This is a genomic window from Helicobacter bilis ATCC 51630, assembly GCF_000686565.1.
Taxonomy (GTDB): Bacteria; Campylobacterota; Campylobacteria; order Campylobacterales; family Helicobacteraceae; genus Helicobacter_A; species Helicobacter_A bilis.
Genome location: NZ_JMKW01000004.1, coordinates 59004 through 72404, shown reverse-complemented (window position 1 = coordinate 72404; position 13401 = coordinate 59004). Strand labels below are relative to the sequence as shown.

Below are 13401 nucleotides of genomic sequence, written 5' to 3'. Positions count from 1 at the left end.
GTAATGCTTTTTTTGGGATTATTTATAAAGCACTTCCAAAATACGCTCATACACTGCTATGTGTTCTAATTCTCTGTCAAGATCATCACCTATTTGTGATTTTTGGGCTATCATAGTTGATATTGCCTTGCCGTTATTTATAAGTTCTGTAATTGTGCTTGATATATTGTGAGATTGTTCTTGAATATCACACATGCCTTGATTTGTATTTTTCACACATTGATCGATAGTTTGCACATTTTCAATGACTGATTTTACTGAAGTGTTTGTATCAACAAGACTTTTTTGTGTCCTTTCAGCTAGACTTCTCACCTCATCGGCTACGACTGCAAAGCCTCTGCCATGCTCTCCTGCCCTTGCTGCTTCAATCGCCGCATTTAATGCTAATAAATTCGTTTGATCTGCAATACCTGCGATAATATCTAAGATTCTATTTAAGTCATCAATGCCAGACAAAAGGCTTTTAATATAATCTTCTAGATTCATATTTTCGCTATTTCTGTCCATAGCAGAAGTTAAACCGCTTACAAAGCTATCAAAGCTCAGATTTACATCATCAAGATTATTTTCTACACATTTAAAGTCTTCTGCAACATGGGCTAGAGTATCAGATACGCTTTTGAATGTCGGCACACTTGATTTTAGCTGACTTAGCATTTTTTGATTGATATTATTAACAAGTTCTAATTTACGCATTTTCTTAGTAATAAAATATGTTTTATATTGTGCGTATTGTCTATGGAAAGAATCTACAAGGACATCACTAAATACGCCATTTTCTTGCTTATAGAAAAATATAGCACTTAGAGTTTCATTGATATTCACACCAAGCAATTCTCCAAAAGTTGAGAACCCAACCACAGGAAAATCATTAAAAATTTGCATTGAAGAAAGTCTTTGCGTATTGTTTAGTCGCCTTAAAATACAATCGTTAAATATCGCACCAAGCGGTTTTGGCTTATTTCTTGCAAACTCTTCGTAATCTTTTTTTGTAGATTCTATAAAGTCAGTTCTTTTTAAAAGCAGAATCTCTTCTCCCTTATCAACATCGCAATAAAGACATATTTTGCCATTTTCTATATCAAAATTTGCTACTGAACGCACATAGATTTCATCTTGTATTTTTACACCAAATGTGTATTCTTGCATATAGGTTGGGACTTTTTCAACAGGGCAGTTAAAATGTGTGGCAAGGGCTTGCAGGGCATTTACTTGCGTATAGGTTTTTGTGTCTAAAAAATCTGTAATAACGCGTGTTTTCATATCAGCATCAAGCACTACAAAATGTGTATTTGTAGGTGCAAAATTTTGTGTTTTAAAGATTCCAAAACGATAACTTTCACGCAATTTGACATAGGTTAGCACCGCTACATTTTGCACAACGCTCGTGTTATTATAAATATAGGTGTTTTTGAAATCAAGCTTTCCACCAGCACTTCCACCCACATAAAAACATGGCAATTTACCTGCATTATAAATCGCTTCCATTAAGAAGCTCTCACTACCACTAAGCCCATCAACAAGCACATACCCTAGCGTATCTGTATGCGTGGCTTTAAAGGGTAAGTTCACCTTTCTTACTTCACTTTCAAGCTGTGAGATTTGTGCATTTATATCAGCAGAATCTTTATGCAGGGGCAGCGTATGCACATGTATATGCTCTATCATACTTGCGGCAAAAAGCATGATAGCAATGCCATCACCCTCCATATCATTACCATAAAATTTATCACATGTTTTTAGCTCATCTTGACTGCATAAAAGCCCAGATGAACTTGCTAAAATCACAACGCAATCATGTGGTAATGTCTGTTTTATCTTATTTGCAATACTCGCAAAATCCATATTTGGCATGAGATAACCAATGGCTAATTTTGGTTGAATGGTGAGATTATTAAGCCTTTCTTCTATCTCATGACTTTTAAGATATAGGCTTACTATATGTGTTGTAATTTGCTCTTTTTGTTGTTTTTTTCTAAAACCAAACATAGTTTTCCTTTTATCATCATAAAACTTAGAATCTTGTATATTGTTTATGCAATTAGATTCTATGAAATTATGCTTATTATAACTTTGTAGAATCTAAATTTTGCACCCCAATTACTAATTCCATAACAAAACAGAATTCTAACAATCTTTTGCATTAATATAGATTACATTGTGTATTTTTTATATAAATGATAAAATCAAGAGTTACTATTTTTTACATTAAAGATAAAATACATAAAGCACCAATCTACACAATCCCAAATTGTTTATAAAACGATTCATCGATGTCTTCTAGTAAGCCTTGCTCTTTTAGGTTGTTAAGGATAAATTGAGAGCAAAGCGTATCTTTTGGCCATTCCCTATCATAGCCCTCCAATGCCCCCTTAGCGGTTGCATCTAAAAAGGCACATTCTTTAATAATCTTTAAATCTCTTGCCACATCGATAGAATTTACCACACGCCATACAAGCATATAATAATTTGTCAAAATATTATCACTATCTACAAAAATAAAAAATGCCCCGTATTGCTTGAAAGATTCATAGAATCTAGTCGCATATTCTAGTATTGGCGTATCTTTTTTGTTTATACCACAGATTATAAGCGGATTTTTATGCTTATAGATATGCAGAGATTCTATCTCATTTGCGATATTTTTCATAATTTTTAATAAGTCATTTTCGCTAATTTCTACAAAATTATGATGTAATATCTCACCGCTTGCATCAATGCCTAGCTTCCCACTTATAGCAAAGCTCTCACACGCATGATCGAGTGCATCGCAGTTTCCCATAGTGCTATATAGCTTTTTAGTATTAATTCTATCAAGGATATAATCACATAGAATCTTGTAGTCTTTATGCAGACTCGGTGCTTCTTCACTCACAAAAATAGCATGTTTTACAAAGCTCATCTGCCCTATACCAAAGAAAGTGTGCATCATTTGCAGACTTTGTGCGGGATAATCTGTCTTTACTTTTGCTAAGATGAGATTGTGAAATACGCCATTTTCTGGCATAGAATAGTCAATAAGCCCATGTGCGCTTGTCTGTAAAAGTGGCAGGAAAAGCCGCTCTGTCATATAGCCCATATATTTATCTTCAAGCGGGGGCTTACCCACAACGGTGGCTAGATAGATTGGATTATGCTTCATAGTGATGGCACTCACGTGCATGATAGGATAAGGCTCAATTGGTGTATAGAATCCTGTATGATCTCCAAACTTTCCTTCTGGAGCAAATCTGCTTGTATCCACAAAGCCCTCAATCACAATATCACAATCATGTGGCACGGCTAATTCATTACTCACACATTGGGCTAATAGCGGATTTTTAGCGCGTATAAGCCCATATAGCATAAGCTCAAAAATCTTTGGCGGCATAGGGGCTTGAGCGCACCATATATAAAGAGGGTCGCCACCTATGGCGATGCTTACAGGCATGAGTTTATTTGCCCTTTTGTATTCGTGGAAAAAATGCGTTGCATCTTTATGAATCTGCCAGTGCATAAGCAACTCATTATGAGAGTGAATCTGTAAGCGATACATACCGATATTATTAGATTTACCATCAAGGCTTCGTGTATAAACCTGCCCCATTGTGATAAATCGCCCTCCATCTTCCTCCCAAGTCTTAAGTATAGGCAGTGAAAATAGATCTATTGAATCTTTTGTATAGATTCTCTCTTGACATGGGGGTTTGCCCTTATATTTTTTAGGGAATACATGTCGCATAGCCCATAATTCTTTTAGCTTTGCAAGTTTTTCACTCAAAGTCTTTGGCATGGAGAGATTAAGCAAATTTTTCATAACATTTGCAATAGATTCTAAGGATTTAAAATCTGCGTTTGAGTTGTAATGAGTGGCGATTAACTCTAGTCTTTTTTGAGAGCCAAAGACATTCATTAGGACTGGGATATGAAAAGATTCTATATCTTGCGTGTTTGTGTTAGAATCTTGGTTGCTAGAATCTATGCTGTTAAAATTAGATTCTATAAGATTAGATTCTATATGTGCGGTGTAGTTTAGGTCTTGTGTCATTTGTGTTGTTGGGTGTAGTTTTTTGTCATGTTTAGCCTTTGAAAAAGGCGAAATATTTTTTTTAGATTCCATGTTAGATACTTCGCCTAAAGGCTCAGTACGACAAGGTTTAGAATCTAGATTTTGAGAAGTTTCGCTTTGCTTAGCATGACAATTACTAGATTGCATATTGTGCTGCGTGTGTTCTGTGCTAGTCCCTGAAAGTGTAGAATCTTTATGTTTTCTATATATTGGACGAGTGAAAAGCAGGGCTTTAGAATCTTTTTTCTTCACTTCTAAATAGGCTAAATGCGGGATTTCTAACTCAATATCAAGGGGTGTGTCAATAATCTTTAATTCATTGTGAGATTCTAAAAAGCGGATAAAATCTTGCATGCTATTCCTTTATATCATGATTTATGCTAAAAAAGCTTGAGCCACTGCCACTAAAATACACATTGCCATATTTTTTATGTAGCCCTTTTGCGATAGCTTCTAACTCATAGAGATTGCAAGCAGGTTTATATAAGTCATTAAGCGTGTATATGTCGTATGTTTGTAATAGCGTAATGGAATCTTTTTGTAAGTCTATATTCTCTTTTTTAGAATCTTTTATAGCTTGTTTTTCTCTAGCAAACTCTTTATATACCGCCCCTGTATTACATGCGATAGCATTACAATGGATAAGAAAATGCGGTAATTTTTCATAAAAAGGCTCTATAATCTCGCCTGTGCCATAGACATTTGCACCAAGAAAGTTTATAGAATGATCTTGTCTTTTTTGCTTGAGAGAGTCTAAAAATATAGAATCTAGATTCCTGTCATATTTGCAAGTGTGGGCAAGAGCTTCGCTCGTGCGAGTGCGTAAGCACGAAATATCTTTTCTAGATTCTATATTAGAATCTTGTTTAGACTCTTTTATCATTTCTAAGTCTTTAGATATATTGCTACGCTCAACATGACAAATATTAGAATCTAAGTTTTCATCTTGTGTCTGCTTAAATAAAATAGAATCTAAATCTCCCTTACTTAAGTTTTGCTCTGCATAAAAATAAGGTGTGATATGTGTGCTATTTTGCGTATAAATCATAAGGAAAAAGGCTACATCACTACCAAGTGCTTTTGCATATTGATATAGAATCTCTTTGCTGCAATTTAGGTTAAATAGCTCATTGAGTAATAAAAGCATTAAAGCTGCATTCACACTGCCACCACCAAGCCCACCGCCAACTGGTATTCTCTTATCTACTATGATATGAATGGAGCAAGGATTAATATTAGAATCTATATGTTGTGCTAAAAGCATGTAAGCCTTATAAATGAGATTATCTTCTAGTTTGCAGTCAAAATTGCCATAGAGATAGCATTGTATTGCGTTATGCTGCTTTGTTGTTTCACTAAATGTTGTATATCTTTGCGGTAATTTTTTGACTAAATCTTTTTGTGTTAATACTTCGTTATCTAAAGGCTCTTTTATAATCAAAAAGGAATCATATAAGCTACCCTCTACTAAGCAAAAACGCGATTGTAATGTATGAAGATTCCCTATTTTTTCGCCTATTTTTAATGTGATATTTATCTTTGGATAGGCTTTAGCATAATAAGCTTTCATTGTTTTAGTCATGCAGATTCTCTTATCTTTTAAATAAAAAGGATATTATACATCATTGTTTTAGATTTACACAAAGCTAAGTTTTAATAAGCTGCATAAACTCCATTCTAGTCCTTGAATCTTGCTGGAATAATCCACGCACAGCAGAAGTGAGAATCTTTGAGTTTTGCTTGGCATTACCACGCATTGCCATACATAAATGCAGGGCTTCACAGACTACCATAGCCCCTTTTGGTTTGAGTGAATGCATGATGGTATCAGCGATTTGTGTGGTAAGCTTTTCTTGTATTTGCAATCGTCTAGCAAAGACTTCTACTAGCTTTGATAGATTTGAGATTCCAACGACTTTTTTATCTGGGATATAACCGATTGATATTTTCCCAAAAAAAGGCAATAAATGATGCTCACACATTGAGTAAAACTCAATATCTCGCACAACCACCATTTCATTACATGCCCCATCGCTAAATACAGAATCTAAAATACTATTAGGATCTATTTCATAACCACTATACAGCATTTCATGCAGCTTTGCTACTCTCTCTGGCGTTTTTATTAACCCTTCTCTTTTACTATCTTCACCGATAAAGCAAAATAGGTCTTGCATGTAGTTTTGTGTGTTTTTTATATGTGTTTCCATATTTATTTTTGGCATTTTTGATATGCTTTTTTTAGATGACATACTATTCCTTTTGATTTACTCTCAATTATAACACATAAAGCAAGATATAGCACTCATGCCCCTATATTCTTAAAGTGAAATATTATATAAAATCATTTCTAGAATCCTGCGTTTATTCTTTAAAATTTGTTACAATTTGCGTTTTTATTTTAAATATATTTTTATGATTTAGAGTAGTTAGAGTGAATCTTATAATGAGGATATTATGATTTTTTTTACTTTGGAGTTTGCGATTGTATTCTTATTGTTTTTCTGTTTATACTGGGGGTTAAAATATGTAGGCAGAATCTATCAAAATGCTTTATTGTTGCTATTTAACTACGCTATATTATTATGGATTAATCCTTATTTTGGTCTTGTAGTAGCCATATATACGCTTGTTATCTATCTTTTTTCTAGTCTTATTTATCTGTATGAAACGCGGGTTATGCTTACTTTATCGCTTGGGCTTGTTGTGCTAAATCTTGCTTTTTTTAAATATTTTGCTTCCATTAAAGATAGCTTTGATATGATATTTATGCTTGTTGGGCTTGATGTCATTGATATTAACATCTTATTTCCTTTAGGACTTAGCTTTTATACCTTTGCTTCAATTACCTACCTTGTGTCTGTTTCAAAAACGAAAAAAATGGCTAGTCTATTTTCTTTGGCAATATTTTTATCATTTTTTCCTACTTTTATTTCTGGTCCTATTATGCGGAGTGAGTTTTTCTTCTCACAGCTTCATAAAGAAAGACATTTTGGTAAGACAAGTCTCATTTTTACATTGATTTTATTTGGCTTATTTAAGAAAGTATTGTGTGCTAGTTATCTGCAAACCTATTCAGATTCTATATTACAAAATCCTGCTGATTATAGCTCTTTGACGCTTTTACTTGGAATCTATGCGTATGCAGTGCGTCTGTATTGTGATTTTAGTGGCTATGTGGATTTGGTGAGTGCATTTGCCTTAATGCTAGGCTTTAGCTTACCGCAAAATTTCAACATGCCCTATGCAGCAAGAAATATCAAAGATTTTTGGGGGCGATGGCACATTAGCTTATCGCTTTTTATACGAGATTATATCTACATTCCTTTAGGTGGGAATAAAAAGGGCTTTTTTCTAGCTCAAGTTTTTGTTATGATTTCTTTTGGCTTATCAGGTATATGGCATGGAAATACCTATAATTTTCTTATTTGGGGGCTTTTGCATGGATTTGGGACGATTTGCTTTAATTGCATGAGGGCATTAAAACTTTCTATACCTATCCCTTATGTAAGTGCTTTTATCACATTTCATTTTGTAACTTTTGCATGGGTATTTTTCTATTATCCAAACCTTGAAGACGCTCTCTTTTATTTAGAATCTTTCATGTTAAATAGCACAAAGCCCTTTTTAAATACTGAGATTTTATTATGTATTTTATGTGCTATTTTATTTGTGCTTTATCCATTGTGTGAGAATATGGAGAGAAGATTTTCTATATTTTTCTACAAAATGCCTTTTATTTTGCAGCCATTTATATTTGCGGGTTGTCTTATTGTTATTATAGGATTTGGTCCAAGTGGCATTCCAAACTTTATTTATGCAGGATTTTGATATGCAAGGCACTAATATGGGAGTAATACGCTTTGTTTTTGTGGGACTACTTACTATGCTTTGTGTTTGCTATGTGTATCATAGAAGTATTATTTCCTACATTGTGCAGCAGTATCATTATGCAAGTGATATGATTACCACAGAATCTTCATTTTTTTCATTTGGGGATATGATTGCAGCTAGATTGGAAAAAATGCGAGTTGCCATCTTTGAACCAGAATCTAGCACAATAGAGTTAGCCCTGCCACAATATGATAAATCACCTATAACAGACACATTGGAATTCAATGAAGTCAAAAAGGAAGAGATTGTAGAATCAAATGATACTTCTACAAAAGATTCTAAACTAGCTACCACAAATACACAAAAACCTATATTGCAAGAAGAGATTATAAATACAGAATCTACTTCTACTTACATACAAAGTAGTGATAAAATGCTTATACTACCACCACAAACAAGGTTTCTGCTTATTGGTGATTCTTTAATGCAGGGCATTGGCATGGTTTTACCCCGTATGTTACAACAGCATGGTTTTCGCACAAAAAATCTTGCAAAGCAAAGCACAGGACTTACTTATCCATCATTTTTTAACTGGGAGAGGGCGACAATGCAAGCCTTTCAGCAGTATAAAGACATAGGCGTATTGGTCGTGTGTCTTGGGGCAAATGATCCATGGAATATGCCAAAAATGCGTTTTGGCACAGAGAGTTGGGAAGAAGTGTATAAAAATCGGATTCAAGCAATCATAAATATTGCAAAATCACATGGCACACAAGTTGTATGGTATGCAGTCCCTATGACAAAGAATGAAACTTTGAATAAGAAGTTAGCCTATCTCAACACGCTATATTATCAAGTCGTAAGTGCAAACGGCGGGATTTTTCTCACAGCTGATGCGATTTTACATAATGGCAAATTCAGTGCATATATAAAAGATAGTAGTGGAAAAAGCAGACTAGTAAGAGCCCAAGATGGTATCCACTTTACCCCCTATGGCTCAAGATTACTTGCAAACACTTTGATAGACCGCATTGTGTTGCCCAAACAAGATGCAAAGAATGAAGTAGATAATGATATAGAAAATATAGATAAAACTAAATCATAAAATCCTTATTGATTTGATATGAGAATTTAAATGGCAGAGAGTGAAGATAAATCGTTCAATCTGTATTCTATATCAAGGCATAGAGACACAACACAAACATAAATAACATCAAATTTACAGATTTAATATAAAAACATTGTAAGATTTTAGGGTTTTATTTTAATATTAAGGATTGTCAATGTTTTATATGAAAAATGCTACTAAGTTTATCATCTCAAAATTGTTTGCTAGCACTCTGCTTGTTAGCACAATGTGTGTTTATGGAAATGATACAAAGCAATACGATGCGGAAGGTATTGCTGATGTATTTTATGCGTTGAATGGAGATTCTAAAGACCCACATAAAAAGATTAATCATACAAAGGGCTTTTGTGCGAATGGAGAGTTTATCCCAGCAGATAACATTACAAAAACGCTAAATATCCCCTTGCTAAAGGAAAAGAGCATTAATACGCTTGTGCGGTATTCGCTCGGTGGGGCGATGCTTAGCGATAAGTCAAAGCCTAGAGGTATGGCTCTAAAAATTCAAGGGCAGCAAGATGAATGGGAAATTGTTATGCTAAATACTGAGATTAACTTTGCAAAAAATTCACAGGAATTTGGCGAGTTTTTTGCGATGAGAATCCCAAAAGATGGCAAGGTAGATACTGCCTATATCGCTAAGAGAACAAGCGAGGTCGCCTCATACAAAAACTTTGAAGAATATATGAAAAATATCGGTATAACAGGCAGTGTGGCAAATACAATGTATCATAGCATTCACACTTTTTATTTTAAGGATAGTAAGAATAAACTCATTCCGACAAGATTTAAATTTGTCCCAGCAAATGGCGTGGCTTATCTCAAAGAAAATGAATTGCAAAAACTTAGCAATGACTTTTTAGAATCTGATTTTAAAGAAAAGAGCAAAAAAGCCCCGATTGCTTATAAGATGATTCTAGTCCTAGCAAATCCTAAGGATAAAACCGATGATACCACAGCCCTTTGGAGTGGTAAGCATAAAGAGATTGAGGTTGGCACATTGCTTGTAAAACAATATAATGGTGATGTATGTAATGGCGATGTGTTTATGCCAAATGTATTGCCTAATGGCGTAGAAGCTCCAAAAGACCCGCTATTTGAAACACGCAATGATGTATATTCGATCACTTTTGGTAGAAGACAATAAAAAATACAAGAATCACACACAAATAAAAGTTTATGTGTGATTTTAAAGTCAGAGACTGCGGGTTTGTATATGTTTGAGTGTTGCATATAAATCAGCCTTATGCATGGTTTATCTTTATGTCTCAAAGCCTTTTATGCTGTATATTGCAATCCTTGCTTCAATGAATAAAAGTTTATTTCGTCTTTTTTTTGCTTAAAAACACAATGCTAAAAAGATAAGATTCCTAAATTCCCCTTTCTTCCCCCCCCCCCCCCAAGCCTGCACCTACACGAGGGGTTGAGAATCTAAGCAATAAAACAATTTCATAGATAAATCCAAATAAAATGTACTTTGATTTATACAAAAATTAATTAAAAGGTTTCTGTTATAAAACATTATCTTGCAATATTCTCATTTTTTTGATAGCATAACGGGTTTTCAAGCCCTTTTTAGTTTCAGTAAAAGCTATATTCATAATTTTTCTTGCTTAATTTATATCTATTGCGAAGTACTAAAAAGTCTGCTAATATTTTAAATAACTCTTAGTAGGCTATAATCTAAGGATTTTAATGCTTTTTTCATCATATATTTTTATTTTTGCCTTTTTGCCTGTGGTGTTTTGTGTGTATTTTATACTCAATCACAAAGGATTTTATAGGGCTTCTATTGTGTGGCTTACATTTGCTAGTTTATTCTTTTATTCATATTGGAATATTATTTATCTTCCACTTTTGCTTCTATCCATTAGCTTTAATTATATTATTTCTGGCTTTATGCTAAAGGCTCAAAGTAAAGAATCTAACTTGCATTTACACAAATGCGGGGGGGGGGGTAAAACCCTTTTTTAGCAATAAAGTTTTACTCTGTGTTGCCCTAATTTTCAATCTTTTACTGCTTTGCTTTTTTAAATATATGGATTTTTTCATAGATAGCACAAATCTTATTTTTCATAGTCATTTTGATTTATTACATATTGCCCTGCCTTTAGGGATTAGCTTTTTTACCATTACGCAAATTGCATTTTTAATAGATTGTTTTCATGGTGTGGTTAAAGAGAGAAATCCTATCAATTACGCACTTTTTGTTACATTTTTCCCTCATCTTATTGCCGGTCCTATTTTGCATCATAAAGAGATGATGCTCCAATTTGCCGATACGAATAATAAGATTCTAAACTATAAGAATCTCTCTCTTGGGCTATTTCTCTTTGCAATAGGATTATTTAAAAAAGTAGTGATTGCTGATAGCTTTGCAAAATGGGCGAATGCTGGGTTTAGCGCAGTGGAAAATGGAGAGATTCTAAACATTTTTTCTTCATGGGTTACAAGCCTTAGCTATACATTTCAGCTTTACTTTGATTTTAGCGGATATTGTGATATGGCAGTAGGGCTCGGACTTATGTTTAATATTAAATTGCCTATTAATTTCAACTCACCTTATAAAGCACTAAATATCACTGATTTTTGGAGAAGATGGCATATCACTCTTGGGAGATTCTTAAAAGCATATTTATATATCCCGCTTGGTGGTAATCAAAATAATGCCTATAAACAAAGCAAAAACTATAATTTAGTCAATAAGATTCTAACCTTAAGGAATCTTTTTATAGTAGCATTTATTAGTGGTGTGTGGCATGGAGCTGGATTTGGCTTTATTATATGGGGGACTTTGCATGGTTTAGCAATGCTTACACATAGAATCTATATGTATGTTTTGGAGCCTTTTAATGATAAATATGCAAATAAATTAGAGGTTAAACATAGCTTTAGAGAAACTAGATTCTACAAAATTCTATGCTGGTTTATTACTTTTAACTTCATCAATATTACTTGGGTATTTTTTCGTGCTGAAAACTTACAAGGGGCGGTGAATCTACTTAAGGGAATGTTTGGTATTGTGTGGGTGGAGTTGCCTACTAAGTGGTATATGGCTTCATCTGCATTACACGACATTCAAGGGCATGATAAGACGTTGGTTTTCTTGTTGTTAGGTTTTCTTATATGCTTATGTTGTCGCAATAGTATGCAAATACTAGAAAGATTTGACAAAAGAATATATCTTTTTTCCTTCTTTGCAAGTCTTATGTTTGCTTGTGCTATGTTTTATCTACTTGTTGCAGAAAGCTTACCAGAATTTATTTATTTTAATTTTTAGGGAATGTTATGCGATATAAAAAAGCAGTATTTATTATGATTCTTTTACAACCATTTTATCTTTTATGTTTATATTGTCTTGTATTTTTTGGGCAGATATTCTATATGCATATAGAATATCCTCAATATACTCACCAAAAGCAGAAAACGGCACAAACGCATAATGTTGATATTGTGATAATTGGCAATTCTCGTGCAAAATCTGGTTTTATCCCAAATGAAATTAAAGATTCTAGCTCTATTAATCTTGGCGTAGGTGGTTCTAGCCCTATTATTGGATTCTATACATTAAAACGATATCTTGAAAACAATAAACCTCCAAAGGTTGTAGTTTTGTCATATTCCGCAGATTTTCTTATAGATCCCGCTGAGTATTTCTGGCAAGGTGGCGTAAAGACTAAATTTTTAGATTTTAATGAAATTTTTAGCGTTCTGGAAAAAGCTAGAGAGTTAAAAGACTGTATGCCATTTGAAAAATCTGGTGGGGGCTGTGAAAAAATAGATGTCTATAAATATTTTTTAGATTTAAGAAATTTTGGTGAAGAATTGACTACTATCAACATAACGCTAAGACGCTACAGAACCAATAAGCAAATATTGATAGAATTAGATGAATCAAAAGGACATTTCTATTATGGTAGAGAAAAAGCTGCTAATGGTAATTTTAGCGAAGTATCCCTGAAAGACTTTTCTGTCAGTCCTTTGGCAAGTTATTATCTTCATGAAATTGCCTCTCTTGCAAAGCAACATGGTATTATTGTGGCAATGTATGCAATGCCGATCAATATACATTCTTTTCAACACCTAAACCCAAGATTTTTGCAAAATTACAATAACTTTTATGATACCCTGCAAACACAATATGGAATTGTTGCGTTAAACAAACTTTATGCAATGCCAAATGAAGCATTTGGAGATCATTCTCACCTTTATGCAGGAGCAAAAGAAGTAACATGGGATATTTATGATAAACTCATCGCAAAGAATCTACTAAAACAATAAGAGAAATAATTATTTGGTGTAGCTATTTTGTAAATAAAACTCAATATAAAAACAACCCCAAACCTTGCATAAAAACAAAAAATATGTAAAAATACCCTAATCTAAACAGAAA

Annotated in this window: 8 protein-coding genes and 1 pseudogene; 5 read left to right on the top strand and 4 right to left on the bottom strand. The window is 33.6% G+C overall.

Annotated elements, in window-relative coordinates; all coding sequences use genetic code 11:
* Positions 1 to 18 precede the first annotated feature (18 nt).
* From T368_RS0101000 to folE, 4 genes are all read right to left on the bottom strand, one after another.
* Complete coding sequence (locus T368_RS0101000) at positions 19 to 1989, bottom strand: methyl-accepting chemotaxis protein (RefSeq protein WP_004088219.1); 1971 nt, start codon at positions 1987 to 1989, stop codon at positions 19 to 21.
* Between the two features lie 247 nt (positions 1990 to 2236).
* A complete protein-coding gene (locus tag T368_RS0100995) occupies positions 2237 to 4402 on the bottom strand; it encodes a menaquinone biosynthesis decarboxylase (protein WP_004088217.1) in 2166 nt (721 codons plus the stop codon).
* Position 4403: 1 nt separating this feature from the next.
* Positions 4404 to 5630, bottom strand: a complete 1227-nt coding sequence (locus T368_RS0100990; RefSeq protein ID WP_004088216.1) for a GHMP family kinase ATP-binding protein — start codon at positions 5628 to 5630, stop codon at positions 4404 to 4406.
* Positions 5631 to 5694: 64 nt separating this feature from the next.
* Positions 5695 to 6258, bottom strand: coding sequence for a GTP cyclohydrolase I FolE (gene folE, locus T368_RS0100985; RefSeq protein ID WP_027338238.1), 564 nt, complete (start codon positions 6256 to 6258; stop codon positions 5695 to 5697).
* Positions 6259 to 6505: 247 nt separating this feature from the next.
* On the opposite strand from folE, the gene T368_RS0100980 reads away from it, so the two are divergent.
* The 5 genes and pseudogenes from T368_RS0100980 (at position 6506) to T368_RS0100955 (ending at position 13289) form a co-directional block, all read left to right on the top strand.
* The gene (locus T368_RS0100980; protein ID WP_004088212.1) at positions 6506 to 7879 is read left to right on the top strand and encodes an MBOAT family O-acyltransferase; all 1374 of its coding nucleotides are present in this window, start codon (positions 6506 to 6508) and stop codon (positions 7877 to 7879) included.
* Between the two features lie 16 nt (positions 7880 to 7895).
* Positions 7896 to 8987, top strand: coding sequence for an SGNH/GDSL hydrolase family protein (locus tag T368_RS0100975; RefSeq protein WP_138160756.1), 1092 nt, complete (start codon positions 7896 to 7898; stop codon positions 8985 to 8987).
* 250 nt (positions 8988 to 9237) lie between these two features.
* Positions 9238 to 10155 (top strand): catalase, encoded by a 918-nt coding sequence (locus tag T368_RS0100970; RefSeq protein WP_138160760.1) that lies wholly within the window; start codon positions 9238 to 9240, stop codon positions 10153 to 10155.
* A 548-nt stretch (positions 10156 to 10703) separates the two neighbouring features.
* Positions 10704 to 12288 (top strand): annotated as a pseudogene (locus T368_RS12885) (MBOAT family O-acyltransferase).
* Positions 12289 to 12296: 8 nt separating this feature from the next.
* Complete coding sequence (locus T368_RS0100955; protein ID WP_004088202.1) at positions 12297 to 13289, top strand: hypothetical protein; 993 nt, start codon at positions 12297 to 12299, stop codon at positions 13287 to 13289.
* Positions 13290 to 13401 lie beyond the last annotated feature (112 nt).